This is a genomic window from Pseudoxanthomonas sp. X-1, from assembly GCF_020042665.1.
Lineage (GTDB): Bacteria > Pseudomonadota > Gammaproteobacteria > Xanthomonadales > Xanthomonadaceae > Pseudoxanthomonas_A > Pseudoxanthomonas_A spadix_A.
This window is the reverse complement of record NZ_CP083376.1, coordinates 3,895,491-3,919,793: the sequence shown is the minus strand read 5'-3', so window position 1 is coordinate 3,919,793 and position 24,303 is coordinate 3,895,491. Positions and strand designations below refer to the sequence as shown.

Below are 24,303 nucleotides of genomic sequence, written 5' to 3'. Positions count from 1 at the left end.
GCTACGCCCGTGCCGCTGAAGGTGCGCCGGCCACGCGGGCGCTCCTGCCTCGCGTTTGGCCGGCGTTGTGCTGCTCCGGGTTCGGTTAGGATGCCGCCTACGTCGACGGGGGGGCTCGCGTGATGCACGCACGGTGGATGAGACAGGGCCTGGCGCTAGCGACGGTCGTGGTGCCGATGCCCTTTTCCGCTTTCGCCCAGGAGCCAGCCATGCATCACGCCACGGGGACCTTCGAGGTCAAGCTGCAGCCGCAGGGCGAGATCGGCGCGGATGCGGGCGATGGCAACAGCCTCTCGCGCCTGTCGCTGGACAAGCGTTTCAGCGGCGATCTGGTCGCCACCGGCGTCGGCGAAATGCTGGCCGCCCGCGCCGCGGTGCCCACCTCGGCCGCGTACGTGGCCATCGAGCGGGTCACCGGCACGCTGCATGGCAAGGCCGGCAGCTTCGTGCTGGTGCATCGCGGCGTGATGCAGGGCGAGCGCCAGCAGCTGGAAGTGCAGGTCGCGCCGGCGTCGGGCACCGGTGCGCTGGCCGGCATCACCGGCACCCTGGCCATCCGCATCGAGAACGGCCAGCACTTCTACGACCTGGCCTACGCGCTGCCCGACGCGGACTGAGCCGCCGCCGGCGCCGCGGCCCGTCACGATCCATCCACGGGCGCAGTTCGCACACTCGGTGGCCTTGCGGCGCCTGCCGCGTGCGAAGGACCCGTCATGGCCCGACCGATCTGGAGCGGCACCCTGACCTTCGGCCTGCTCAACGTGCCGGTGTCGCTGATGTCCGGTGAGCGCAAGGTCGATCTGCACTTCCGCATGCTCGATTCGCGCGACAAGTCGCCGATCCGCTTCGAGCGCGTCAATGCCGAGACCGGCGAGGAAGTGCCGTGGAAGGACATCGTCAAGGCCTTCGAGTATGACAAGGGCAACTACGTCGTGGTCGAGCAGGAGGACATCAAGTCCGCCGCGCCGGAGGGCCATGAGTCGGTCGAGGTGGAGACCTTCGTCGATGCGTCGCAGATCGACGTGCGCTACTACGAGAAGCCCTACATCCTGGTGCCGGGCAAGAAGGCCGAGAAGGGCTACGTGCTGCTGCGCGAGACCCTGCGCGACACCGGCCAGGCCGGTATCGCGCGGGTGGTGATCCGCACCCGCCAGTACCTGTGCGCGGTCCTGCCGCAGGGCGACGCGCTGGTGCTGATGCTGCTGCGCTATCCGCAGGAGCTGGTCGCCCCGGACGACTACAAGCTGCCCAGCGGCAATGCCGGCGATTACCGCGTCTCGCCCAAGGAAATGGAGATGGCGCGCAAGCTGATCCAGTCCATGAGCGGGGAGTGGAACCCGGACGAGTACCACGACGAGTTCCGCGAACGCCTGCAGGCCATCATCGCCGAGCGCATCCAGGCCAAGGGCGCCACCGCGCGGGTGGAGGAGCCGGCGCACGAGCGCGAAGGCGATGCCACCAACGTGGTCGACTTCATGGCGCTGCTGCAGAAGTCGCTGGGCGAGAACAAGCGCACCCCGGCCAAGAAGACCGCCACCGAGCAGGTCGCCAAGCGTCCGGCCAAGGCCACCAAGGCGGTGAAGAAGGAGGCCAAGAAGACCGCCAGGAAGTCCGCTGCCAAGCCGGCCAAGAAGGCGGCGAAGAAGGCGCCGCTGCGCAAGGCGGGCTAAGGGGACCGGCATGTCGCTGCACGAGTACACGCGCAAGCGCCGCTTCGACCAGACGCCCGAACCGCGCGGCGATGGCAAGGTCGCGCGCCACCGGCCGATCTTCGTCGTGCAGCTGCACCATGCGTCCTCGCGCCACTACGACTTCCGCCTGGAGGCCGACGGCGTGCTCAAGAGCTGGGCCGTGCCCAAGGGCCCGTCGCTGCGCCCGGGCGAGAAGCGCCTGGCGGTGGAGGTGGAGGACCATCCGCTGGACTACGCGACCTTCGAGGGCGACATCCCCGAGGGCCACTATGGCGCCGGCCACGTGGATGTGTTCGACCATGGCCATTGGGCCTGCGAGGGCGATCCGCTGGAGGCGATCGCGGCGGGCAAGCTGGACTTCGTGCTGCGTGGCGACAAGCTCGGCGGCGCCTGGAAGCTGGTGCGCACGCGGATGAAGGGCCGCCAGAAGCAGTGGCTGCTGATCAAGCGCAGCGATGCGTACGCGGCCGACGCGGAGGCCGACGACCTGGTCGATGCGGCTGGGTCCAAGCCGGACGGCCCGGCGAAGCCGAAGACGCGCGCCAAGGCCGCGCGGCCTGGCACGTCTACGCCGCGCGCCAGCCGCAAGCGCGGCGCCGACGTGCGGCGGCGCGCGCTGGCCCTGGAGGGCGCGCGCGATACGCCGTATCCGGCCGGCTTCGCCGCGCAGCTGTGCACGCTGCGGGCGCAGGCGCCGGACGGGGAGGACTGGCTGCACGAGATCAAGTGGGACGGCTACCGGCTGCTGGCCGATCTGGTCGACGGCCAGGTGCGGCTGCGCTCGCGCAACGGCCTGGACTGGAACGCCACCTTCCCGGACGTCGTCGAGGCCGTGCGCGCGCTGCCGGTGGACGATGCACGCCTGGATGGCGAGCTGGTGGTGATCGACGCAGACGGGCGCAGCGATTTCGCGGCCCTGCAGCGCAGCATCGAGGGGACGTCAAAGGCGCAGCTGCGCTACCTGGTGTTCGACCTGCCGGGTGTGGCCGGCGTCGACATCAGCCGCGCGCCGCTGGCCGAGCGCAAGGCGCTGCTCAAGACGTTGATCGGGCCCAGGCCCGGCCTGATCGCCTACAGCGAGCATGTGGTCGGCCACGGCCCGGAGGTCTTCGCCGCCAGCGGCAAGGCCGGGCTGGAGGGCATCGTCAGCAAGCGCGCCGATGCGCCCTACGTGGGCCAGCGCAGCGGCACCTGGGTCAAGACCAAGCACGAGCAGTCCGACGACTTCGCCATCGTCGGCTACACCCCGCCCAAGGGCGCGCGCACCGGCTTCGGCTCGCTGCTGCTGGCGCGTCTGCAGGAGGGCGCGCTGCGGTACGTGGGCCGGGTCGGCACCGGCTTCGACGATGCCACGCTGACCGCGCTGTTGAAGACCTTGAAGCCCCTGCACACCGACAAGGCGGCCGTGGCGCTGCCGGCGCACGTGCCGTTCAACGCGCGCTCCGTGCACTGGGTCAAGCCGCAGCTGGTGGCCGAGGTGGCATATCGCGGCTGGGGCAAGGAGGGCCTGCTGCGCCAGGCCGCCTTCATGCGGCTGCGCGAGGACAAGTCGATGGCCGATCCCAAGCAGGACCCCGTGCCGGAGCAGACGGTGACGATCACCCATCCCGAGCGCGTCGTGTACCCGGCCGACGGCATCACCAAGGGCCAGGTCGCCGACTATTACCGGCGCATCGCGCCGCTGCTGCTGCCCGAACTGGCCGGCCGGCCGCTGTCGCTGCTGCGCTGTCCGGAGGGTGCCGGCGGGCAGTGCTTCTTCCAGAAGCATCACGCCGCCGCGCTTGGCCCCGGCGTGCATGCGATCCCGCTGCGGCAGAAGAGCGGCAAGGAGGACTACCTCTACGTCGAGGACGTGGCCGGCGTGCTGGCGCTGGTGCAGATGAATACGCTGGAGCTGCATCCCTGGGGGTCGACCGTGGCCGCGCCGGAGCGGCCGGACCGGCTGGTGTTCGACCTGGATCCCGGCCCGGGCGTGTCCTGGGCGGCGACCAAGGACGCCGCGCGCGAGGTGCGCGAGAACCTGCGCCAGGCCGGGCTGGAAAGCTTCGTGCGCCTGTCCGGCGGCAAGGGCCTGCACGTGGTGGTGCCGATCACGCCCGGGCCGGACTGGGACACGGCCAAGGGCTTCTGCGAGGCGTTCGCCAATGCGATGGCCCAGCAGCAACCGCGCCGCTACATCGCCACCATGAGCAAGGCCAAGCGCGAGGGACGGATCTTCATCGACTGGCTGCGCAACGGGCGCGGCAACACCAGCGTGTGCAGCTGGTCGCTGCGCGCGCGCGAACACGCGACCGTGGCCGTGCCACTGCGCTGGGAGGACCTGGGCAGGATCACCTCGCCGGGGCAGTTCACACTGGACAAGGCGCTGCAGCGGGCCGCGCGGCTCAAGGCCGACCCCTGGGCGGGCATCGGCGAGATCCGGCAGTCGCTGCCGGCCGGCTGAGGCGACGATCCATCCCACCGGCGTCGTTGAGCCGCTGGCCGGGGCGCGCTGCAATGCGCGCATCGACCCTGGACCAGGAGCAGGACATGAGCGCGGTACCCGACAGCATCGGCCGCCCGGTGCGCGTGGATTTCGTCTCCGACGTGGTCTGCCCGTGGTGCGCCATCGGCCTGGCCTCGCTGCTGACCGCCGCGCGGCGCATCGAGGGTCTGCAGCTGGACCTGCATTTCCAGCCGTTCGAACTGGACCCGGACCTGGCCCCCGGCGGCGAAGACCTGCAGCAGCGGCTGATGCGCAAGTACGGCATGAGCGCCCAGCAGTACAAGGCCAACAGCGAGGCGATTCGTGCGCGCGGGGCCGAACTGGGCTTCGTCTTCGACCTGGACAAGCGCACCCGCAGCTTCAACACCTTCGACGCGCACCGGCTGCTGCACTGGGTCGGCGAACGCGACGGCGCCCAGGCGCAGCTGCGGCTCAAGCAGGCGCTGCTGACGGCGTACTTCACCGAAGGCCTGGACGTGTCCGATCACGCCGTGCTCGCCGAGGTTGCCGCGCAGGCCGGACTGCCGGCCGACGAGGCCCGTGCGGTGCTGGACAGCGATCGCTACGCCCAGGCCGTGCGCCAGGACGAGGCGCAGTGGCGCCAGGCCGGCATCAGCGCGGTCCCCTCGCTGGTGTTCAACCAGCAGCACCTGCTGCAGGGCGGCCAGCCGGTGGACACCTTCGAGCAGGCCCTGCGCCAGCTGTCCGGGATCGCGCAGTAGCGCAGGCGCGATCCGCCCCCGAAGGAGGCCGGAGGCGGACCCGTGCGGCAAATGCGTGGCCGCGGTGCTCGCATGGAGCGAGCGCCCCGCCAGGGAAATCGCGCGTTCACCGGCACTGCGCCGCGGGCGTCTTGGCAGCTCCCGTTCGTACCCGGAACCGCCGACAAACCCGCTACCGTCGTTCCCGCGCGCGCGGGACCCTGGCGACTTTCGCGCGAACCAATCGGGGCGCCCACGGCCTCAGGCATGGCAGGCGCTGCGCCCCGGCTCCTAGCCGTGGCGCGACACCAGCACGGCCTCGTGCCCGGCCATGTCCATCACCACGACGCTGCGCACGCCGTGCTGCTGATGCAGGTCGCTGGCGACCAGCCTTGCCATGTGCAGCGCGTCCTCGCGCCTGTCGAAGAACTGGCGGCCGTGTTCGCCTTCGTAGAGCTGCCAGCCCTGGTCACGCGCGGCGACAGTGAGCAGGAGACGCTGCATGGTGTGACCTCATCGCATCGGGGGATGCCAGGCGTCAGCGTGCTCCCGGATCGAGGCGGTCCGCACTCGGGCGCCGCCCTGTCACCCTGTAGGAAAAGTCCGATCCGCGACGCCCTCGGCCTCGACGCGCCGTTACGGCGCCGCTTGCCAGCATCTTTGCCTTCCGTCCTGACAGGCATCGCATATGAGCCAGCTTGCCGACCGCGTCCACACCGATCCGATCGAGATCGCGCGCCTGGAGACCCTGGTCACCGAACTCCCCTCCGAGGCCAGGGTCGCGCTGACCCTCGACGACGGGCGCGAACTGCGCGGCACCGTCGCCGTGCGCCCCACCGTGCAGCTGTTCCGCGACTACCACGGCAACGAGGGCAACAACGCGCTCCTGCGGCTGGACGACATCGCCCATCCCGCGCATGCGCAATACGTGTGGCTCGACCAGGTGCGCAAGGTGATGCCGCTGGGCACCTTTTAAGCGGTTCGATCCAGCAGTGCCGGGCGGGCTTGGCCCCGCCCGGCACGGGGACTTACTCGACCGGCTGAGGCGCAGCCTCGAAGCGCCGCGCATAGCCACGCTCCTCGGCCACCCTCTGGACTTCCTCGCTAGGCAGGTCCGGCGCGCCATAGACCGCATAGACCACCGCGTTGTCCGGGGCGTGCTTGCCGACCAGATGCAGGCGATAGCGGGGATGACCGGTATGGCCGTTTTCGGGGTAGTGGACCGGCGGCTGGGGGCCTTCCAGATCCATTTCGCTGTTGTCCACGACGCCACCGACAAACAGGGCACGCAACATGGGGACGCTCCGCTGGGGGAAGTCGGTCCGATCATGGGTGGGGTGATGTTTCCCAGGCATGAAGCGGACATTGGAGAAATGCGAAGACGGTCCCATGAGCGCGGACGCGCCACCGTTCCGTGCCGCGGTCCGGCACGGACGGAACTACCGACGCCGGCGACTACTTCAGCAGCGGCGCCAGCGCTGGCCAGACATGGTCGCGGATCGCCGGCTGCGCCGCCGCGGTGGGATGCAGGTTGTCGGGCTGGAAGTTGGCCCGATCGCTGGCGATGGGCTCGAGGAAGAACGGCACGAATCCGGTCTTGTACTGTTTGGCCAGCGAGCTGAACGTCTCGGCGAACCCCTGCGTGTAGTCGCGGCCCAGGTTGGGCGGCATGCGCATGCCCAGCACCAGCACCTTCGCCCCGGCCCCTTGCGAGGCCCGGATCATCTTGTCCAGGTTGGCCTTGGTCTGCGCCAGCGGCAGGCCGCGCAGGCCGTCGTTGGCGCCCAGTTCGATCACCACCACCGCTGGCTTGAGTCGCTGCAGCTGGGCGCCGATGCGCGCCGCGCCGCCGGCGCTGGTCTCGCCGCTGACGCTGGCGTTGACCAGCGTCCAGCCGGGCGCCTCGCGGCTGAGCCTGGCCGCGGTCAGCGGCACCCAGCCTTCGCGCGGGCCCAGGCCGTAGCCGGCCGAGAGGGAGTCGCCCATCACCAGCACCGTCTTGCCGCCGGCCGGCGCCTGCGCCAGCGCAGGTGGCATGAATGTCAGCACGCACAGTGCCAGCGCCCATTGCATGGTGCGCGCGATGGCCGCATAAGCTGAAGGCATCGTCATCTTTCCCGTTCCCGAAGACCTTCTCATCATGGCCGACGCCGCCTTGCCGCACGCTGACACCTCCCTCACTTCCCGGCGCCTGCCGGTGCTGCAGGTCCAGGCGCTGGGCAAGCAGGTCCAGCTGCCGGGCAGCACGCTGACCATCCTCGATGGCGTGTCCTTCGAGATCGCCCCGGGCGATACCGTGGCCATCGTCGGCGCCTCTGGTTCGGGCAAGAGCACGCTGCTCTCGCTGCTGGCCGGGCTGGATGTGCCCAGCAGTGGCACGGTCACGCTGGATGGGGCGGTGCTGTCGGCGATGGACGAGGACGGGCGCGCGCGAGTACGTGGGGAGAAGGTGGGCTTCGTGTTCCAGAACTTCCAGCTGCTGCCCTCGCTGACCGCACTGGAGAACGTCATGCTGCCGCTGGAACTGCGCGGCGACGCCGATCCGCAGGGGCCGGCGGAACGCATCCTGGCCGAGGTCGGCCTGTCCGGGCGCCTGGGCCACTACCCGCGGCAGCTGTCCGGCGGCGAGCAGCAGCGCGTGGCGCTGGCGCGCGCCTTCGTGACCCGGCCGGCCCTGCTGTTCGCCGACGAGCCCACCGGCAATCTTGACCAGCGCACCGGCCATGCCATCGAGGAATTGCTGTTCGCGCTCAACGCGCAGGCCGGCACCACGCTGGTGCTGGTCACCCATGACGAAGCGCTGGCCGCGCGCTGCACGCGGGTGCTGCGCCTGGACAGCGGCGTGCTGGTGGCCGGCGCATGAACACCCTGCGCCTGGCCTGGCGCCAGCTGCGGCGCGACCTGGTCGCGGGCGAGATCCGCATCCTGCTGGCCGCGCTGGTGCTGGCCGTGGTGGCGGTGAGTTCGGTGGGCTTCGTCACCGACCGCGCCGGGCGCGCGCTGGCGATCGAGGCCAACCGCCTGCTCGGCGGCGACGTGGTGGTGCGCGGCGATGCGCCCATCGGCGGCGCGATCCTCGCGGCGTCCAGGGCCAGCGGCCTGCGCAGCGCGCAGACCACCGAACTCAACACCATGATCCGCGTCGGGCAGGGCGAGGACGCGCAGCTGCGGCTGGGCGACCTGCGCGCGCTGGGCGCCGGCTTTCCACTGCGCGGCAGCTTCACCCTGGTCGATGCGGCCAAGCCCGGCGAACACGCCGCCCGCGGCATCCCCGCGCGCGGCACGCTGTGGATGACGCGCGCCGGCGCCGACACGCTGGGCGCCAGGCTCGGCGATCGCGTCAGCCTGGGTGATGCCACGCTGACCCTGGTCGCGCTGGTGACCCAGGAACCCGACGCCGCGCTGGACTACTTCAATGTCGCGCCCAAGGTGTTCCTCAACGCCGACGACCTGCCCGCCACCGGGCTGGTGCAGCTGGGCAGCCGCATCGGCTACCGGCTGGTAGTGGCCGGCGACGCTGGCGCGGTGGAGCGCTTCACCGCCACCGCGCGTGAGGCGCTGGGCCGCGGCCAGCGCCTGGAGACCATCCAGGACGCGCGCCCGGAAGTGCGCTCGGCGCTGGATCGCGCCAGCCGCTTCCTCGGCCTGGCCGCGCTGGTGTCGGTGATCCTGGCGGCCGTGGCCGTGGCGATGGCCGCGCGCCGGCACAGCGAGCGGCACCTGTCCGGCGTGGCGGTCATGCGCTGCCTGGGCGCGCAGCAGTCGCGGCTGGTCGGCATCCATGTCGGCGAGCTGGTCCTGCTGGGGCTGATCGCCTGCACCATCGGCGTGGCCATCGCCTTCGCCCTGCAGTGGGGCATCGGCGGCTGGCTCGCGCAGGCGTTGAAGGTGCAGATCCCGCCGGCCGGCTGGCTGCCGGTTTTGCGTGGCTATGGCGTCGGCCTGGTGGTGCTGCTGGCCTTCGGCGCGCCGCCGGTGCTGGCACTGCGCCGGGTGCCGGCCCTGCGCGTGCTGCGCCGCGATCTGGATCCCACCGAGCCCAGCGCCCTGCTGGTCGGGCTGGCCGGCCTGGCCGGGCTGGGCGCGCTGCTGTGGTGGCAGGCCGGTTCGGCCACGCTGGGACTGGCGATGCTGGCCGGCATCGCCGCCACCCTAGCGGTGCTGGCCACGCTGGCGCTGCTGCTGATCCTGGCCGTGCGGCGCCTGCGTGGCCGCCTGCGCGGGGCGCTGCGCTATGGCCTGGCCAACGTCAGCCGCCGCGCCGGCACCAGCATCGCGCAGATCTCCGCGCTGGGGCTGGGGCTGATGGCGCTGCTGTTGCTGACCTTCGTGCGCACCGACCTGCTCGACCGCTGGCAGGTGGCGCTGCAGGCCGATGCGCCCAACCGCTTCATCATCAACGTGCAGGACGACCAGGTACGGCCGGTGGCCGACTTCCTCGCCAGCCAGGGGCTGGGTGCGCCGACGCTGTTCCCGATGGTGCGCGGCCGCCTGGTGACCCATAACGGGCAGCCGACCAGCGGCGCGCGCTACGCCGACGAGGAAGCGCGCCGCCGCGCAGAGCGCGAATTCAATCTCTCCACGGCGGCCACGCTGCGGGACGACAACAAGGTGACCGCCGGCCGGTTCTGGGGCGCGACGCCGACGTCGGGCACCGAACTGTCGGTCGAGGAGGGTTTCGCCGAACAGCTGGGCTGGGAGGTCGGCGATACGGTCAGCTTCGATATCGCCGGCCAGTCGCTGGAAGGCAGGATCACCAGCCTGCGCAAGGTCGACTGGGAAAGCTTCAAGCCCAATTTCTTTGTGCTGGTCTCGCCCGGCGTGCTGCAGGACTACGCGGCCAGCCACATCACCGCCGTGCGCGTGCCGCCGGACCACCCGCGCTTCACCGCGCAGCTGGTGCAGGCCTTTCCCAACCTGTCGGTGATCGACATCGATCAGGTGCTGACCCAGGTGCGCAGCACCGCCGACCAGGTGAGCACGGTGGTGCAGGTGGTGTTCTGGTTCTCGCTGGCGGCCGGCCTGCTGGTGCTGATGGCCGCGGTCAGCGCCAGCCAGGACGAGCGCCTGCTCGAGGGTGGCGTGATGCGCGTGCTCGGCGGCAGTCGGCGCCAGCTGCGCGCCGCGCAGGCCTCGGAGTTCGCCGTCATCGGCCTGCTGTCCGGGCTGGTGGCCGCCGTCGCCGCTTCGGTGCTGTCCGGGGTGGTCGCGGTGCGGGTGTTCGACCTGCCGTGGCAGCCGAACTGGACGCTGGCCCTGGTCGGCGGCGCGCTGGGCATGCTGGCCGCGCTGATCGCCGGCCTGATCGCCACGCGCAAGGTGCTCGACGCCCCGCCCTCGGTGACGCTGCGCGAGCTGCAGGGGTAGGGCGGGCGTCGCCTCGGCCAGGAAGGCGGAGCCCCGGTGGGAGCCGCCATGGCGGCGATGGGGCTTGGCCGGTAGCGCCTCCCTCGCCGCCATGGCGGCTCCCACAGACAACTCCCCTACACAGCGCTTACAGGCAGCGCCGACGCCCACTTCACCCTCCACAGACCGCGGCCTTCACACAATCGTGGACCTGTCTCAAGGCCTGGCCCGCATGACCGAAGCATCCGCGTCCGCTCCCGGCGATCCGTCCGCCGCCCCGCACAGCGAGGGCGCGATGGAGCGGCGCAAGCAGATCATGAAGTTCCTGTTCCGGTACCGCCGCTCCGGCGTGTTCTCCGGGTTCTCGCAGGACGCCCTGTTGAGCACCGTCACCGTCGAGGACGGCACCCCGGACGAGTTCAGCCGCGACCTCGAGGCGCTCGGGCCGACCTTCATCAAGCTGGGCCAGATGCTATCCACGCGCCCGGACATCGTGCCGCCGGCCTATGCCGTGGCGCTCGAGCGCATGCAGGAGGACGTCTCGCCGGTGCCGGCCGAGCAGATCCGCGTGGCGCTGGAGGCCGAGCTGGGTGTGCGCCTGAGCAAGATCTTCAAGACCTTCGATCCCGAGCCCCTGGGCACCGCCTCGCTGGCGCAGGTGCACCGCGCGGTGCTGCGCGACGGCACGGTGGTGGCGGTCAAGGTGCAGAAGCCCGGCGTGGCCCAGCGCCTGCTGTCGGACCTGTCGATGCTGCGCTCGATCGCCGGCGCCGCCGATCGGCTGACCAAGGTCGGCCGCAACCTGCGCTTCAGCGACTGGCTGGAGGAATTCGGCCGCACGCTGGTGGCCGAGCTGGACTACGTGGCCGAGGCGGAGAACCTGGAGCGCTTCGCCACCCATCTGAAGGATCACCCGGAGCTGATGGTGCCGCGCCCGGTGTGGGACCTGACCCGCCGCCGCGTGCTGACCATGGAGCTGGTGCAGGGCGCGCGCGTGGACCAGATCTCGCCGCTGCGCCGCACCGAGCACTCCATGCAGCCGCTGTCGGCGGCGCTGCTGCGCGGCTACCTCGATCAGATCTTCATCTACGGGGAAATCCACGCCGATCCGCATCCGGGCAACCTGCGCGTCACCCCGGACAACCGGCTGGCGATCTTCGACCTGGGGATGGTCGCCAACGTCCCGCCGGGCCAGCGCGAGACCCTGCTCAAGCTGCTGTTCGCCGCGGTCGATGGCCGCGGCGAGCAGGTCGCGCGCGAGATGCTCGCCCTGGGCACCCAGCTGGAGGACTTCGACGGCGAGCGCTTCAACCGCGAGATCGGCCAGCTGATCAGCCGCTATTCCGCGCACAGCGCCACCACCTCCGAAGGCCGCGTGGTGCTGGACCTGGTGCGCACCGCGATGGCCTGCGGCCTGCGCACGCCGCCGGAACTGTCGATGCTGGGCAAAGCGCTGCTGAACCTGGACACTGTCTGCCGTGCGCTCTCGCCCGAGCTGGACGCCAAGGCCGTGGTCGAAGGCCACCTGCAGCACGTCATGCGCGCCCGCCTGCGCCAGTCGTTCTCTTCGCCCAACATGGCCAGCGAGTTGATGGACCTGCAGACGCTGGCCCGCGAAGGCCCGCGCCGGGTCTCGGACATCCTGGGCCTGCTGTCGGAAAACAAGATGCAGATGCGCATCTCCGGGCTGGAAGAATCGCACCTGATGGAGAGCCTGCAGAAGATCGCCAACCGCGTCGCCGCCGGCGTGGTCACCGCCGCGCTGATCCTGGCCTCGGCGCTGATGATGCGCATCCCCACCGCCAGCACGCTGTTCGGCTATCCCACCATCGCGCTGATCCTGTTCTTCATCGGCGCCCTGCTGGGCGCCAGCATCGTGATCAGCGCGCTGCTGGGGGATCGGAAGGTCAAGAACAGGTAGGTCGCCACCGCCAGGGCCGCGGTTTGGAGGGATCCAGGCCCTAGAGGCGGTGCGTGTAGGGCCAAGCGTGGATGTCGTCACAGCGCGGCCATTTGAACTCCCCGGCCATGTCACAGAGGTCGGGGATGCCATTGCCGGTGTCGAAACAGTTGATAAGATCGCGCCTGGCCCCCCTGGTTTGGCGTAGGCCAAACCCGCGATTAACGGCCGCGACACTGTTCACGGACATGGAGGTGAAGCATGAAGCTGCGTTGGGCACTATTGCTATTGATCCCGCTGGCCTGCCAAGCATATGCGCAGCAGAACACGATCAATTACCGCAAGGATTCGCGCCAAGACGATCCGTTTGTGTTCTGCACCGAGGGCTGGAAGCGTAACGGTAACTGGGGCAACACTGCCTGGAACCCGACTTATCCATACACGGGAGGCATGGCGTTCCTCGTCCATTTCCTGCCGTGGTGCCCGGTCCCCCATCCGGGCAACACCCAATGTCCGGTCAGCTTCGGCTGGTTCCAGCCGCGTCCATGGACTAACGATGACTGGAAAGGCTTTCTGGCATACGAGGCTGTGTGTCCAATTGGCCGGCAGCCCGGCAGCTGGAAAGGCAATGGCAAAGCGGCCAAGGACTCGCCTGGCAGCCATTAACCATTCCGCCGAGTAAAAAAGAGCCCCGCATGGGGCTCTTTTTGCGTCGTGACCTTGTGGCCCCGCACTGACTCAGGGGGCATTCTCGTTGAGAATGAACTCGCTCTTGGACAGGCGCCCATCGTGGTCCTGGTCCAGGCCATCGAACATTTTGGCCGAGTACCAGCGCTTGAACTCTTCCCAGGAAATGGCGCCATCCTTGTCGGTATCCATCAACGACAGATTGGCGGTGACGCCCCGAGCAACCTCGGAGGCCGGCAGTCCCTTGAACTTGGCGGCCATTTCCGCCTGGGACAGGCGGCCATCGCCGTCGGTGTCATAGCGCTTGAAGCTCTTCAGATTGGCCGCTTCGTCCTCAGCCTTGTCGACGTAACCGTCCTTGTTGGTATCGGCCAGGTCGAAAATGGTGACCTGCTGCGCCATGACCGGCGAAGCGGTTGCGCACAGCAGGACGACGGCGGACGTCAGCGTGCTTGCTTTGATCTTCATGATCCATCCCTAGACAGTCGCGATGTGGCCGCGAAGGTAGCACCGGCCCAGTTGCAAGCTCAAGCGCTACCCGAATGCATCCGGAATCTGCTCATGCCTTAGGTCTGATGCGACCGCGCAATACTGGGATGAAGGGCACGCCCTGCGCTCGCCTACAACGCGTTCGTGACGGCCTTTCGACCGCCAAGCGGGCCAGTGTTCTGTGAGACCCAAGGCGGGGCGATGAGACCATCGCCCGTCCTATCGGATGCATTCGATCTAAAATGTCGCCTCCCTGGCCGAGCTTTTGCGTTCTTTCCCTTGGCGACCCCTGATCTTCCTCTTGAGGCGCTCGCGCACGCGCTGAGCGCGAACCGCCTCACCGGCAAGGCCGGTCGGACACTGTTCCTGCGCGCCCGCCCCGGCGCGGCTCTGCGGGGCCTCGGGCTGACGCTGCGCTGCACCCAGACCTTCAGGCCTGTCTTCGATGCGCTGCAGCGGGACGGGTTCGAAGTTGGGGCCAACGAAGATGCGGCCAGCGAAACGGCCCCGCTGGTGCTGCTGCTGCCGCCGCGGCAGAAGGAAGAGATGCGCGCACTGCTGGCACACGCGGTCTCGCGCTGCGGCCCAGGGGGACAGGTGGTGGCCAGCGTGGCCAACGACGAAGGCGCCAGGTCGGTCGAGAAGGATCTGGCGCGGTTGACCGGGCTGGGCGGCTCGATCGCCAAGCATCACTGCCGGGTGTTCTGGAGCCCGCCGCTGCACGGATCGCACGATGCGGCATTGCTGGAGCAATGGCGGCAGCTGGATGGCGTGCGCCCCATCCTCGGTGGGCGTTTCCAGAGCCGACCGGGCGTGTTCGCCTGGGACCGGATCGATCCCGCCTCGCAGCTGCTGGCCGATGCGCTGCCGGCGAACCTGCGCGGCAGCGCGGCCGATCTGGGGTCCGGCTGGGGCTTCCTGGCCGATGCGCTGCTGACGCGGTGCGCGGGGATTGCCTCGCTGGACCTGTTTGAGGCCGAGCAGCGGGCGCTGGCGCTGGCCGAACGGAACCTGGCGCCGCACGCCGCGCGCGTGGCGCTGGGCTTCCACTGGCACGACGTGGCTGCCGGCCTGCCGAGGAAGTACGACCTCATCGTCAGCAATCCGCCGTTCCATGCGCTGGCGCGCGGCGAGCGGCCGGACATCGGCCGGCGCTTCATCGAGGTGGCGGCCTCCTCGCTGAACCGCAATGGCCAGCTGTGGCTGGTCGCCAACCGGCATCTGCCGTACGAGGCCGTGCTGGAAGCGCGTTTCGAACAGGTGCGCGTGGCCGCCGAGAGCGCCGGCTTCAAGGTCATCGCCGCCACCGGCGCGCGCGCATGAAGATCGTGCGTCACATCGCCAATCTCGGCTATGGCAGCCGCAAGCAGGTGCAGGCGTTGTTCCGTGAGGGCCGCGTCACCGATGCGGTCGGCGAGGTGCTCTACACCGACGATCCGGTCGAGCACGACGCCATCCGCATTGACGGGGAGCCGCTCGATCCCGCGCCGGGCCTGTGCGTGCTGCTGCACAAGCCGGTCGGCTACACCTGTTCGACCAAGGACACCGGACGCCTGGTCTACGACCTGCTGCCCGCGCGCTGGCGCCGGCGCGACCCGGCGCTGTCCACCGTGGGCCGGCTCGACAAGGACACCAGCGGCCTGCTGCTGCTCACCGATGACGGCGGCCTGCTGCACCGGATCATCTCGCCCAAGGCGCAGCTGCCGAAGGTCTACGAGGCCACGCTGGCGCAGGACCTGCGCGGCGACGAAGCGCAGACCTTCGCCAGCGGCACGCTGCAGCTGGAATCGGACCCCAAGCCGCTGCTGCCGGCCGAACTGGAGGTCATCGCCCCGCGTCAGGTGCGCCTAACCCTGCACGAGGGCCGCTACCACCAGGTGCGGCGCATGTTCGCCGCAGTCGGCAACCACGTCGCGGCCCTGCATCGCAGCCGCATCGGCGGACTGGCGCTGGGCGATCTGCCCGAAGGCCAGTGGCGCGCGCTGGACGCGGTCGACCTCGCCACGCTGTTCGCGGGGAACAGGGCATGAAGGCCGACGTGGCCGCGCTGCCCTTCCTGCCCGAGGCGGTGATCTTCGACATGGACGGGCTGATGCTGGACAGCGAGCGCGCCTCGCTGCGCTGCTGGAGCCAGGCCGCGCGCGAGGCGGGCTTCCAGATCGAGGACGACTACTGGCTGCGCATGGTCGGGCACAGCACGGCCGCCTGCAAGGCGATCCTGCGCGAGCGCCTGGACGAAGGCCAGATCGAAGCGCTGCTGGCGCGGTGCCACGTGCTGTACCACGAGGAAGTCGAGGCCGGCGTGCCGCTGCGGCCCGGCATCGTGGCGCTGCTGCAGTGGCTGCAACAGCAGGGCATTCCGCGCGGCGTGGCGACCTCCACGCGGCGGCCGCTGGCGCCACGCAAGCTGCAGAGCGCGGGCCTGCTGGCGTACTTCGACGCGGTGACCGCGGGCAATGACGTGAGCCGGCCCAAGCCGGCGCCGGACATCTATCTGCTGGCCGCGCAGCGCCTGGGCGCCGACCCGGTGCGCTGCCTGGCGCTGGAGGATTCGCCGGCCGGCGTCACCGCCGCGCTGGCCGCGGGCATGACGGTGATCCAGGTGCCCGATCTGGTGATGCCGGACGAGGCCCTGCGCGCGCGAGGCCACCGCATCGTGGCCTCGCTCACCGATGCCCAGCGCCTGCTGGAAGCGCGGCTGGCCGGTGCCTGACGCCGCACGCAAACCGCCTGCAATGCAAGGGCGACGTGCGCGTCCCGGCTGCCTACAATGCCGCCCCCCCGCACGCCCGGCAGCCGCATGAACATCGTCGTCAGAGAAGACCTCAAGGCCTACATCGATCCGCTCACGCCCGACGAGTACGCCGCGCTGGAGCAGAGCCTGCTGGCCGAAGGCTGCCGCGACGCGCTGGTGCTGTGGGGCGATGTGCTGGTCGATGGCCACAACCGCTATGGCATCTGCCAGAAGCACGGGCTGCCCTTCAACACCGTGCAGCACACGCGCTTCACCTCGATGGAAGACGTGCACCTGTGGATGATCGACCAGCACCTGGGGCGACGCAGCGTGTCGGACTTCCAGCGCGGCGTGCTGGCACTGCGCCGTCGCGACATCCTGCTCGAACGTTCGCGCCAGGCCGCGCCCGCGCCGGCGGCGCAGGAACCCGCCGGCGAAGGCGACGCCGGGGCTCCGCCGTGGGACACCAGCGCGCCGGCCTCCGCCGCGCCGGCGGTGACCGCGGCGATGCTGCCCACGCGCGAGGAGCTCGCCCGGGCCGCCAAGCTCAGCAACAGCCAGGTCGCGGCGATCGAGAGGATCCAGAAGCAGGCCGCGCCCGAGGTCATCGCCGCGGTACGCGCGGGCGAGCTGTCAATCAACGCCGCCGCCGTGGTCGCCACCTTGCCGGCGCAGGAGCAACAGGCCGCGGCGCAGGGCGGCGCGCAGGAGCTGAAGGAAGCCGCCAAGCGCGTGCGCGATGCCAAGAAGCGGCCCAAACCCGCGGCCAAGCCGGTCGAGGACCTGGAACTGCCGCAGCTGCGCACCCGCCTGGCGCAGCTGCAGGAAGAGATCGCGGTCGTGGAAGCGCGGATCGCCGAACTGGAAGCCGCCGCGTGAAGCAGGCGGCGCGCCGCTTCAGGCGTACTGCATCTTGCGCGTCATCCCGCCGTCGACGATGAATTCCTGTCCGGTGACGAAGCCGGACAGCGTCGGCGCCAGCAGCTGCACGGCCAGCGCGCCGATGTCCTCTGGGGTGCCCACGCGCCCGGCCGGATGCTGGGCGTGATCGGCCTTGGAAAGCCTGGGCGCACGCCGGCGCGAAGGGCCGCGCCAGGCCTCGGTGGCGATCCAGCCCGGGCTGATCGCGTTGACCCGTACGCGCGGGCCTTCGCTCAAGGCCAGCGCATGGGTGAAGGCGACCAGCCCGCCCTTGGCCGCGGCGTAGGCCTCGCTGTGCGGCTCGGACTGGTGCGCGCGGGTCGAGGCGATGTTGACGATGGCGCCCTCGCCATGGATACGCAGCGCCGGCAGCGCGTGCCGGCTGCACAGGAAAGCGCCGTGCAGGCTGGCCAGGCGCTGGTTCCATTGCGCCAGGTCCAGCATGTCCAGCGGCGGCACGTGCGGGTCGGGCGGCCCGGCGTTGTTGACCAGCCCGTCCAGCCGGCCGAAGCGCTTCAGGGCCGCGGCCACGAATGCAGCCACGCTGCGTTCGCTGGCCACATCCAGGCGCTTGAAGAAGGCATCGTCCCCACGGGCCCACTCGGCCAGGCTGGCCTTGCCGGCTTCGTCATCCAGGTCGCCGATCGCCACACGGCCGCCCGCGCCGAGCACGGCCTGCGCGATGCCGCGCCCGATGCCCTGCGCGCCGCCGGTGATCATCACCACGCGGCCGGCCAGCGGCGCGGGATTCCAGGCTGTGATCGGCGGGGTCAGCGGCATGTCGGCGTTCCGGTGGCGATGGCGCCCCAGTCTCCGCGCACCCGCATCTGCGGCGCGTGTGCGCCGCGCTCAGTCGTCCAGCAGGCGGCGCCAGCCTTCCACGCCCAGGCCGTCGAGCGTGGCGATGTTGCGCTCCACGATCACGTCCGGATCGGGAAAGGCGGCCACCGCGCGCTCGACGCTGTCCTCGCGCAGCAGGTGCAGCGTCGGCCACGGCGAGCGGTTGGTGTAGTTAGACACATCGTCCGGGGCGGCGCCGGCGAACTGGTAATCCGGGTGGAAGCTGGCCACCTGCAGGATGCCCTGCAGATCCAGCTGTTCGACCGCCATGTCGGCGTTGTCGAGGAAGTCGTTGTAGTCCAGGAAGTCGGTCAGCACGTCCGGATGCACGATCAGCGTGGTGTCGATGAGCTCGGCCGGGGTTTCCCGCAGCAGCACCAGTTCCTCCATCAGCTGTTCCAGCAGCGCCTCGGGCGTGGTGGCATCGCTGAGCACCATGCGCACCTGCTGCTTGACGTACACCGCTTTGGCGAACGGACACAGGTTCAGCCCGATCACCGCGCGCTCCAGCCAGCGGCGGGTGTCGGCGAGCGGGTCGTGCAGGGTGGCGGTGGGCTGGTCGGACATGCGGGCGGACTAGTCGCGGAAATTGTCGAACTGCAGCGGCTGCTCGAACTCGTGCTGCTTCAGCAGCGCGATGGTCTCCTGCAGGTCGTCGCGCTTCTTGCCGTTGACGCGCAGCTTGTCGCCGTTGATCTGGGTATCGACCTTGATCTTGGATTCCTTGATCTTCGCGGCGATCTGCTTGGCCAGCTTCTGCTCGATGCCCTGCTTGACGGTGATCTTCTGGCGCGCGCCGGCCAGGTTGCTCTCCACCTCGCCGAACTCCAGGCAGCGCGCATCGATGCCACGGGCGATCAGACGCGCGCGCAGGATGTCCTCCATCTGCTTGAGCTGGAAATCGCTCGGCGCCGACTGGGTGATGACGCCGTCCTCCAGCACGAACTTCGCGTCCACGCCCTTGAAGTCGAAGCGGTTGGACAACTCGCGGTTGGCTTGGTCGACCGCGTTGGTCAACTCGTGGGAATTGACCTCGGAAACGACGTCGAAGGAGGGCATGGGCACCTTGCGCGGGAAAAGAAGGCGCAAAGGGTAGCGCAGCGCGGCGGCGCCGTCAGGGCCGGACTCAGTACGGCTCGTCTTCCTCGTTGAGCACCTCGATCACCGCGCCGGTGACGAAGGCCACGCGTTCGGCGACCTCGCGCACGCGGCGCACGCCTTCGTCGTTGGGCGCCTCGACCTCGATCACCGCATAGCTCGACGCCATGTCGTCGCTCAGGCCGGCCGAACTGGAGTCGTCGTCGTCCCCGTGCGGCATCAGGTCCTCGATCTCCTCGATGTGTTCGATGCCTTCGATCGACTCCAGCGCATCGGTCAGCTGCAGGGTGGAGGCATCGTCGCCGGTCACGCGCAGGCGCAGGGTGGGCATGGGGTTCTCCAGATGGTTCGTTACCGCAGGATGCTGACCACGCTTGCGCGAAGGCGCGGTGAGCGCCGGGGTGTCCTGCAAATAGAAACTCTTCTTCCGAGCGTCGAGTGACGGGCTGCGGATGTTTCTTGGCTTTGGAGGGGCAGAGGTCCGGCGGGCGGTGGCCGCTTTTCCCTCCCTCAGGGCATCCTGCCGTGAGTCGGGCGCTCGGCTCCTGCCTCGCTTGCCGCGGCCACCGCCCGCCGGACCGCTGCCTCGCGTGTCTTGATGACTGGCTTCGGGTCGAAAGAAGTCCTGCTCCATGCGCAGGAGCTCGACTCGGCCGGGTCGAGGCCGGTTGGCGAAGTGCGTTGCCTATCCCGGACCTTGGCGGAAACACACAAAAAAGCGGCGGCCCCTGAGGGCCGCCGCGTTGTCGGTTGCGATGTCACCGACGCCTTGGATCAGAAGCGCGCGCCGATACCGAAGCCGACCGTCCACGGGTTCAGATCCAGCGACTCGCCGCTGCTCTTGCCGTTGACGGTCAGGTCCGGCGAACCGTCGAGGTAGCGGGCGTCGAAGCGGGCGAACCAGGTCGGGTTGATGTTCATGTCGACGCCGACGGTGCCGATGGCGCCCTTGGCGTCTTCGATGCCCACGTGCGCGCCGGGGACGCTGCCGAGGTTCTCGTTGCTGAAGTTGGACTGGTAGTAGCCCACGCCCACGAACGGACGGAACACCTGGTCCGGGGTGCCGAAGTGGTACTGCGCGCTCAGCGCGATCGGCAGCTGGTCGACGCTGCCGATCTTGCCGGCGTTGTCGCTGACGTCGTGCTTGAACTTGTCAGCCGCGCCCCACAGTTCGACGGCGATGTTGGGGGTGGCGTAGAAGCTGGCGCTGATCGTCGGCGCGGTGTCGCCATCGACGTCGAGGCTGGTGCCCTTCAGCGGACGCGAGGACGGCTGCAGCATCGTGGCGCTGCCGACCACGGCCCAGCGCTTGAACGCCGCGTCAGCGTCGCCGCCGGTAGTGCTGTTGGTGGCCACGCCGTGCGGCGTGGAATCGTTGACGGCTTCCTGCGCAAAGACCGGCGGGGCGGCGAGCAGCGGCACCAGGGCCAGGCCAACCAAACGGATCGACTTCATGGGGACTTCCTCTTCGTTCTTGTCTTGTGGGGCCCGCTCGTTGGCGGGACGGCGCACAACGTAGGCGCGCCCGAATGAACGATTCCCTGCACGGCAGACGTGGTTCAGGCTCACGCACAGCAGCGCTTCATCTTGTTGGATGCGCGTCAACGCGCAGCGCTAGGCGTGGTGTAGAAAAGTGTTAAATCCCGGCGGATTTCTTCACGCGCAGGCGATGCGATTTTGAATGGCGGCGTTCAGCCTGGGTGACGGTTTCGGCAACGATTTGCGCAGAGACGCAGATGCGCCGTCGTCGTAAGGACATACGACGAGCTGCAGGTTCCACGCCGTGTCAGCATGCTGAAACTGTCGTCCCCGTCAGCACATCGTCCGCGAAAACGCGATGCCGGCGCGTTGGGCGCGCCTGTTCCAGAAGTCCATGGGTTCCCGCTTTCGCCGGAGCGGCCATAGGGTGCATCGCCGTTGATATCGGCAAAGCCTCTATCCCTCCTCCAATCGCTGGCCGTGGCTTCATGCCGCCCAGCGTGCAGGGAGGGACAGGTGGTTGCGAGTGTGCCGTCCGCCGGCAAGTGCGGAGAGCTGGCAGAGCGTTGCGTCGCAATCCGGCAGGCTCCGCTCCTCTCGGAGGTGAGGGAGGCTCCAGCTTCGAACTTTAGATACTTGGGAGCGCCTGAAGGCATGAGCGCTGAACTCCCGCCCTTCAGACGTCCAGCCCGTCAACCTGAGGGGGCACCATGACGCCGCCTCCCATCGCGGTCCCTCACCCCTGCTCCAGCGCCTCCAGATAGCGCCGCCGCCACTCGGAAATATCGTGCTTCTGCAGATGCGCGAACATCGCCCGCCAGCGCTCGATGCGCTCGGCCTTGGGCATCGCGGCGGCCGTGGCGATCGCGTCGGCCACGCCGTCCAGGTCGTGCGGATTGACGATCAGCGCCTGGCCCAGCTCGTCGGCCGCGCCGGCCAGGATCGACAGCACCAGCACGCCCGGGTCCTCGGGGTCCTGGGCCGCCACGTATTCCTTGGCGACCAGGTTCATGCCATCGCGCAGGGGGGTGACCAGGCCGACGCGGGCCATGCGGTAGAAGCCGGTCAGCGTGGCGTGGGTGTAGTTCTGGTTGACGTAGCGGATCGGGGTCCAGTCGGCTTCGGCGTAGGTGCCGTTGACGTGGCCGGCGATCTGTTCGAGCTGGCCGCGCAGCAGGCGGTACTCGGCGACCTCGCCGCGCGAGACCGGCGCGATCTGCAGGAAGGTCAGGCTGCCGCGCTGGGCCTTGTGCCGCTGCAGGTAGCGCTCGAACCCGTTGAAGCGCTCGGGCAGGCCCTTGGAATAATCCAGCCGGTCCACGCCGATGGCCAGCTCGCGGCCGCGCAGGCTCTCGCGCAGCGCGCGCACCGGCGCCTTGTTGGCCGCGGCGCGGGCCTGCTGGGCGATCAGCCCGGTATCGATGCTGATCGGAAAGTCGCCGGTGCGCACGCGGCGCCCGTCGGGAGCCTCGATCAGGTCCTGGCCGAGCACCTTGCCGCCGGCGAACAGGCGCACATAGGCCTGGTAGCGCTCCACGTCGCGCCGGGTGTGGAAGCCGATCAGGTCGTAGGCGTAGAGCGTGCTGAAGATCCCCTGGTGATCGGGCAGGGCCACGATCAGGTCGGCCGAGGGCATCGGCGTGTGCAGGAAGAAGCCGATCCTGCAGCCGACGCCACGTTCGCGCAGCAGCGAGGCCAGCGGAATCAGGTGGTAGTCGTGGATCCAGACGGTGTCACTGTCCTTAAGCAGCGGCGCCAGCTTGTCGGCGAACAGCGCGTTGACGCGCGCGTAGCCCTCGCGCTTGCTGCGGTCGTAGTCGACCAGGTCCAGGCGGAAGTGCAGCAGCGGCCACAGTGAACCGTTGGCGAAGCCGGTGTAGTAGGCGTCGTGGTCGGCGCGGTCCAGGTCCATGGTGACGAAGGTGATGTCGCCCTCGCGCTGTTCGTGCAGCTTGCCGCTGGGCTCGCGCGTGACCTTGCCGCTCCAGCCGAACCACACGCCGCCGCGCTCGGTCAGCGCCGCGCGCAGGCCCGTGGCCAGGCCGCCGGTCTGCGGCTGGCCGGGCAGGGCGACGCGGTTGGAGACGACGACCAGCCGGCTCACGAGGCCTCCTGCCACGAGCGCGACAGGCGCATGGCCGCGGTGATCAGGCCCACGTGCGAATAGGTCTGCGGGAAGTTGCCCCAGGCCTCGCCGTCGTCGAAGGTCAGGTCCTCCGAGAGCAGGCCGACGTGGTTGCGGCGCGCCAGGATGCGCTCGAACATCGCCCGCGCCTCGTCCTTGCGGCCCATCGCCGCCAGCGCGTCGATGTACCAGAAGGTGCAGATGGTGAAGCTGGTCTCCGGCTCGCCGAAGTCGTCCGGCGCCACATAGCGGAACAGCGCGTCGCCCTTCTTCAGCGTGCGGCCGATGGCCTCGACGGTGCCGACGAACCTGGGGTCGTCGGCCGCGATGAAGCCCACGTCGGCCAGCAGCAGCAGCGAGGCGTCCAGGTAGTCGCTTTCGAACGAGGCGCTGAACCAGCCAAGGTCCGCGCGCCAGGCGCGTTCGAGCGTGGTGGCGCGGATGGTGTCGGCGCGCGCGCGCCAGTGCGCGGCGCGTTCGGGCAGCTCCAGGCGCTCGGCGATCTTGGCCAGGCGATCACAGGCGGCCCAGCACATCACGCTGGTGTAGGTATGCACCTCGGCGCGGCCGCGGAACTCCCACAGCCCCGCGTCGGGCACGTCGTACAGCGCGAAGGCGCGCTCGCCCAACGGTTCGAGCCGCTCGAAGGTATGGCGGTCGCCCGGATCGACCAGGCGCTGGTCGAAGAACAGCTGGGTCGAGGCCAGCACCACCGAGCCGTACACGTCGTGCTGCTTCTGGATCCAGGCCAGGTTGCCGCGCCGCACCGGCCCCATGCCGCGGTAGCCGGCCAGGCTGGGGACCTCGTGCTCGTGCAGCTCCACCTCGAAGTTGATGCCGTACATCGGCTGCAGCGTGCCGTCGTGGGTGGCGATGTTGAAGATGTAGCCGATGAACTGCTCCATCGTGCGCGTGGCGCCCAGGCGGTTGAGCGCGCGCACCACGAAGCCGGCATCGCGCAGCCAGCAATAGCGGTAGTCCCAGTTGCGCGGCGTGTCCGGCGCCTCCGGAATGGAGGTGGTCATCGCCGCGATGATGCCGCCGCTGTCCTCGTACTGGCACAGCTTCAGGGTGATGGCGCTGCGGATCACCGCGTCCTGCCAGTCCAGCGGGATGGACAGGTAGCGCACCCATTCGGCCCAGTAGTGGTGGGTGTTCTCCTGGGCCTCGCGCACGTAGCCAGGCAGCGAACGGCGCAGCGATTCGTCCGCGCCCAGCACCAGGTGCACCGGGTGGTTGAGGACGAAGGCGGTTTCCTCGCGGATGAAGCGCACCGGCACGTCGGTGGTCAGGCGCAGGGTGAACTCGGGCAGCAGCCAGCGCACGTGGTTGCTGCCCCAGGTCGATTCGGGCTTGCGCGCGCCCCAGTCGGCCAGCGGCCGGGCGCGCACGCGGATGCGCGGGTTGCCGGTGAGCGGGCGGATCTGGCGGATGATGCTGACCGGGCGGTAGAAGCGCTGGTTCTCGCGCCAGCGCGGGGCGAAGTCGATGATCTCCAGCGCGTTGCCGTGCGCGTCGCGCAGCACGGTGCGCAGGATCGCGGTGTTGGTGAGGTAGTGCTGTTCGCTGGAGGCCAGGTCCTCCAGTTCCACCGCGAAGTCGCCGCCGGCCTGGTCCTTCGGTCCCAGCAGCGCGCAGAACGCCGGGTCGCCATCGAAGGCGGGCATGCAGCTCCAGACCACGCGGCCCTGCTTGTCGATCAGGGCGCCAAAGCTGCCATTGCCGATCACGCCCATGTCCAGGTTGGGTTGACGCATGCGGTCTCCGTGGGGGTGCTGCGAAGTGGGGAGGAAGGAACCAGTGAGCA

Annotated in this window: 24 protein-coding genes; 13 read left to right on the top strand and 11 right to left on the bottom strand. The window is 69.5% G+C overall.

Annotated elements, in window-relative coordinates:
• The first annotated feature begins 209 nt into the window (after positions 1-209).
• The 4 genes from LAJ50_RS17650 (at position 210) to LAJ50_RS17635 (ending at position 4,898) form a co-directional block, all read left to right on the top strand.
• Positions 210-617 carry a DUF3224 domain-containing protein gene (locus LAJ50_RS17650; protein ID WP_138654393.1) on the top strand — a complete coding sequence of 136 codons (408 nt, stop codon included), beginning with the start codon at positions 210-212 and terminating at the stop codon, positions 615-617.
• 96 nt (positions 618-713) lie between these two features.
• The gene (locus LAJ50_RS17645; protein WP_138654395.1) at positions 714-1,670 is read left to right on the top strand and encodes a Ku protein; all 957 of its coding nucleotides are present in this window, start codon (positions 714-716) and stop codon (positions 1,668-1,670) included.
• A 10-nt stretch (positions 1,671-1,680) separates the two neighbouring features.
• Complete coding sequence (gene ligD / locus LAJ50_RS17640) at positions 1,681-4,134, top strand: DNA ligase D (RefSeq protein ID WP_138654397.1); 2,454 nt, start codon at positions 1,681-1,683, stop codon at positions 4,132-4,134.
• Between the two features lie 86 nt (positions 4,135-4,220).
• The gene (locus LAJ50_RS17635; RefSeq protein WP_171044646.1) at positions 4,221-4,898 is read left to right on the top strand and encodes a DsbA family oxidoreductase; all 678 of its coding nucleotides are present in this window, start codon (positions 4,221-4,223) and stop codon (positions 4,896-4,898) included.
• A 270-nt stretch (positions 4,899-5,168) separates the two neighbouring features.
• On the opposite strand, the gene LAJ50_RS17630 is transcribed toward LAJ50_RS17635, so the two are convergent.
• Entirely contained in the window at positions 5,169-5,381 is a 213-nt protein-coding gene (locus tag LAJ50_RS17630) for a hypothetical protein (protein ID WP_130552239.1), read from the bottom strand.
• A gap of 184 nt (positions 5,382-5,565) precedes the next feature.
• Between LAJ50_RS17630 and LAJ50_RS17625 the strand changes: the two genes are divergently transcribed.
• Positions 5,566-5,853: a DUF3247 family protein gene (locus tag LAJ50_RS17625; RefSeq protein ID WP_138654399.1), complete on the top strand. Its 288-nt coding sequence runs from the start codon at positions 5,566-5,568 to the stop codon at positions 5,851-5,853.
• Positions 5,854-5,905: 52 nt separating this feature from the next.
• On the opposite strand, the gene LAJ50_RS17620 is transcribed toward LAJ50_RS17625, so the two are convergent.
• Together LAJ50_RS17620 and LAJ50_RS17615 are read right to left on the bottom strand one after the other, a co-directional pair.
• Positions 5,906-6,169 carry a hypothetical protein gene (locus LAJ50_RS17620; protein ID WP_138654429.1) on the bottom strand — a complete coding sequence of 88 codons (264 nt, stop codon included), beginning with the start codon at positions 6,167-6,169 and terminating at the stop codon, positions 5,906-5,908.
• Between the two features lie 163 nt (positions 6,170-6,332).
• The gene (locus LAJ50_RS17615; RefSeq protein WP_138654431.1) at positions 6,333-6,983 is read right to left on the bottom strand and encodes an arylesterase; all 651 of its coding nucleotides are present in this window, start codon (positions 6,981-6,983) and stop codon (positions 6,333-6,335) included.
• 34 nt (positions 6,984-7,017) lie between these two features.
• Here LAJ50_RS17615 and LAJ50_RS17610 point away from each other — a divergent pair, with 34 nt between their 5' ends.
• The 4 genes from LAJ50_RS17610 (at position 7,018) to LAJ50_RS17590 (ending at position 12,789) form a co-directional block, all read left to right on the top strand.
• Positions 7,018-7,740 (top strand): ABC transporter ATP-binding protein, encoded by a 723-nt coding sequence (locus LAJ50_RS17610; RefSeq protein WP_138654401.1) that lies wholly within the window; start codon positions 7,018-7,020, stop codon positions 7,738-7,740.
• Entirely contained in the window at positions 7,737-10,244 is a 2,508-nt protein-coding gene (locus LAJ50_RS20265) for an FtsX-like permease family protein (RefSeq protein WP_138654403.1), read from the top strand. Before LAJ50_RS17610 ends, LAJ50_RS20265 begins: the two co-directional genes overlap by 4 nt.
• Positions 10,245-10,455: 211 nt before the next feature.
• Positions 10,456-12,144, top strand: a complete 1,689-nt coding sequence (locus tag LAJ50_RS17595) for an AarF/UbiB family protein (protein WP_138654405.1) — start codon at positions 10,456-10,458, stop codon at positions 12,142-12,144.
• Between the two features lie 240 nt (positions 12,145-12,384).
• Positions 12,385-12,789 (top strand): hypothetical protein, encoded by a 405-nt coding sequence (locus LAJ50_RS17590; RefSeq protein WP_138654407.1) that lies wholly within the window; start codon positions 12,385-12,387, stop codon positions 12,787-12,789.
• Between the two features lie 72 nt (positions 12,790-12,861).
• Here the strand turns inward: LAJ50_RS17590 and LAJ50_RS17585 are convergent, their stop codons facing one another.
• On the bottom strand, positions 12,862-13,278 hold the full coding sequence (locus tag LAJ50_RS17585; protein WP_138654409.1) for an EF-hand domain-containing protein: 417 nt from the start codon (positions 13,276-13,278) through the stop codon (positions 12,862-12,864).
• A 222-nt stretch (positions 13,279-13,500) separates the two neighbouring features.
• Here LAJ50_RS17585 and LAJ50_RS17580 point away from each other — a divergent pair, with 222 nt between their 5' ends.
• From LAJ50_RS17580 to LAJ50_RS17565, 4 genes are all read left to right on the top strand, one after another.
• On the top strand, positions 13,501-14,622 hold the full coding sequence (locus LAJ50_RS17580) for a class I SAM-dependent methyltransferase (protein WP_138654411.1): 1,122 nt from the start codon (positions 13,501-13,503) through the stop codon (positions 14,620-14,622).
• The gene (locus LAJ50_RS17575) at positions 14,619-15,329 is read left to right on the top strand and encodes a pseudouridine synthase (RefSeq protein ID WP_138654413.1); all 711 of its coding nucleotides are present in this window, start codon (positions 14,619-14,621) and stop codon (positions 15,327-15,329) included. Before LAJ50_RS17580 ends, LAJ50_RS17575 begins: the two co-directional genes overlap by 4 nt.
• On the top strand, positions 15,326-16,012 hold the full coding sequence (locus LAJ50_RS17570) for an HAD family phosphatase (RefSeq protein WP_138654415.1): 687 nt from the start codon (positions 15,326-15,328) through the stop codon (positions 16,010-16,012). Before LAJ50_RS17575 ends, LAJ50_RS17570 begins: the two co-directional genes overlap by 4 nt.
• 87 nt (positions 16,013-16,099) lie before the next feature.
• The gene (locus tag LAJ50_RS17565) at positions 16,100-16,912 is read left to right on the top strand and encodes a plasmid replication/partition related protein (protein ID WP_138654417.1); all 813 of its coding nucleotides are present in this window, start codon (positions 16,100-16,102) and stop codon (positions 16,910-16,912) included.
• A gap of 18 nt (positions 16,913-16,930) precedes the next feature.
• On the opposite strand, the gene LAJ50_RS17560 is transcribed toward LAJ50_RS17565, so the two are convergent.
• From LAJ50_RS17560 to LAJ50_RS17530, 7 genes are all read right to left on the bottom strand, one after another.
• Entirely contained in the window at positions 16,931-17,734 is an 804-nt protein-coding gene (locus tag LAJ50_RS17560) for an SDR family oxidoreductase (protein ID WP_138654419.1), read from the bottom strand.
• Between the two features lie 69 nt (positions 17,735-17,803).
• On the bottom strand, positions 17,804-18,361 hold the full coding sequence (locus LAJ50_RS17555; RefSeq protein ID WP_138654421.1) for a DUF1415 domain-containing protein: 558 nt from the start codon (positions 18,359-18,361) through the stop codon (positions 17,804-17,806).
• A gap of 9 nt (positions 18,362-18,370) precedes the next feature.
• The gene (locus LAJ50_RS17550) at positions 18,371-18,853 is read right to left on the bottom strand and encodes a YajQ family cyclic di-GMP-binding protein (protein WP_138654423.1); all 483 of its coding nucleotides are present in this window, start codon (positions 18,851-18,853) and stop codon (positions 18,371-18,373) included.
• A gap of 67 nt (positions 18,854-18,920) precedes the next feature.
• Positions 18,921-19,223, bottom strand: a complete 303-nt coding sequence (locus LAJ50_RS17545) for a hypothetical protein (RefSeq protein ID WP_130552226.1) — start codon at positions 19,221-19,223, stop codon at positions 18,921-18,923.
• Between the two features lie 443 nt (positions 19,224-19,666).
• Positions 19,667-20,347: an OmpW family outer membrane protein gene (locus LAJ50_RS17540; protein WP_130550314.1), complete on the bottom strand. Its 681-nt coding sequence runs from the start codon at positions 20,345-20,347 to the stop codon at positions 19,667-19,669.
• A gap of 760 nt (positions 20,348-21,107) precedes the next feature.
• Positions 21,108-22,475: an alpha,alpha-trehalose-phosphate synthase (UDP-forming) gene (gene otsA / locus LAJ50_RS17535; RefSeq protein WP_138654425.1), complete on the bottom strand. Its 1,368-nt coding sequence runs from the start codon at positions 22,473-22,475 to the stop codon at positions 21,108-21,110.
• Positions 22,472-24,253, bottom strand: coding sequence for a glycoside hydrolase family 15 protein (locus LAJ50_RS17530; protein WP_130550312.1), 1,782 nt, complete (start codon positions 24,251-24,253; stop codon positions 22,472-22,474). The genes otsA and LAJ50_RS17530 overlap by 4 nt, the downstream gene beginning before the upstream one ends.
• Positions 24,254-24,303 lie beyond the last annotated feature (50 nt).

Bases quoted from the DNA above. Each gene is read 5' to 3' on its own strand.
- ligD (WP_138654397.1), top strand. From the start codon at position 1,681: ATGTCGCTGCACGAGTACACGCGCAAGCGCCGCTTCGACCAGACGCCC.
- LAJ50_RS17585 (WP_138654409.1), bottom strand. From the start codon at position 13,278: ATGAAGATCAAAGCAAGCACGCTGACGTCCGCCGTCGTCCTGCTGTGC.
- LAJ50_RS17590 (WP_138654407.1), top strand. From the start codon at position 12,385: ATGAAGCTGCGTTGGGCACTATTGCTATTGATCCCGCTGGCCTGCCAA.
- LAJ50_RS17565 (WP_138654417.1), top strand. From the start codon at position 16,100: ATGAACATCGTCGTCAGAGAAGACCTCAAGGCCTACATCGATCCGCTC.
- LAJ50_RS17545 (WP_130552226.1), bottom strand. From the start codon at position 19,223: ATGCCCACCCTGCGCCTGCGCGTGACCGGCGACGATGCCTCCACCCTG.
- LAJ50_RS20265 (WP_138654403.1), top strand. From the start codon at position 7,737: ATGAACACCCTGCGCCTGGCCTGGCGCCAGCTGCGGCGCGACCTGGTC.
- LAJ50_RS17630 (WP_130552239.1), bottom strand. From the start codon at position 5,381: ATGCAGCGTCTCCTGCTCACTGTCGCCGCGCGTGACCAGGGCTGGCAG.
- LAJ50_RS17530 (WP_130550312.1), bottom strand. From the start codon at position 24,253: ATGCGTCAACCCAACCTGGACATGGGCGTGATCGGCAATGGCAGCTTT.
- LAJ50_RS17645 (WP_138654395.1), top strand. From the start codon at position 714: ATGGCCCGACCGATCTGGAGCGGCACCCTGACCTTCGGCCTGCTCAAC.
- LAJ50_RS17540 (WP_130550314.1), bottom strand. From the start codon at position 20,347: ATGAAGTCGATCCGTTTGGTTGGCCTGGCCCTGGTGCCGCTGCTCGCC.
- LAJ50_RS17560 (WP_138654419.1), bottom strand. From the start codon at position 17,734: ATGCCGCTGACCCCGCCGATCACAGCCTGGAATCCCGCGCCGCTGGCC.
- LAJ50_RS17650 (WP_138654393.1), top strand. From the start codon at position 210: ATGCATCACGCCACGGGGACCTTCGAGGTCAAGCTGCAGCCGCAGGGC.
- LAJ50_RS17635 (WP_171044646.1), top strand. From the start codon at position 4,221: ATGAGCGCGGTACCCGACAGCATCGGCCGCCCGGTGCGCGTGGATTTC.
- LAJ50_RS17615 (WP_138654431.1), bottom strand. From the start codon at position 6,983: ATGCCTTCAGCTTATGCGGCCATCGCGCGCACCATGCAATGGGCGCTG.
- LAJ50_RS17595 (WP_138654405.1), top strand. From the start codon at position 10,456: ATGACCGAAGCATCCGCGTCCGCTCCCGGCGATCCGTCCGCCGCCCCG.
- LAJ50_RS17610 (WP_138654401.1), top strand. From the start codon at position 7,018: ATGGCCGACGCCGCCTTGCCGCACGCTGACACCTCCCTCACTTCCCGG.
- LAJ50_RS17580 (WP_138654411.1), top strand. From the start codon at position 13,501: ATGAGACCATCGCCCGTCCTATCGGATGCATTCGATCTAAAATGTCGC.
- LAJ50_RS17550 (WP_138654423.1), bottom strand. From the start codon at position 18,853: ATGCCCTCCTTCGACGTCGTTTCCGAGGTCAATTCCCACGAGTTGACC.
- LAJ50_RS17570 (WP_138654415.1), top strand. From the start codon at position 15,326: ATGAAGGCCGACGTGGCCGCGCTGCCCTTCCTGCCCGAGGCGGTGATC.
- LAJ50_RS17555 (WP_138654421.1), bottom strand. From the start codon at position 18,361: ATGTCCGACCAGCCCACCGCCACCCTGCACGACCCGCTCGCCGACACC.
- LAJ50_RS17575 (WP_138654413.1), top strand. From the start codon at position 14,619: ATGAAGATCGTGCGTCACATCGCCAATCTCGGCTATGGCAGCCGCAAG.
- LAJ50_RS17625 (WP_138654399.1), top strand. From the start codon at position 5,566: ATGAGCCAGCTTGCCGACCGCGTCCACACCGATCCGATCGAGATCGCG.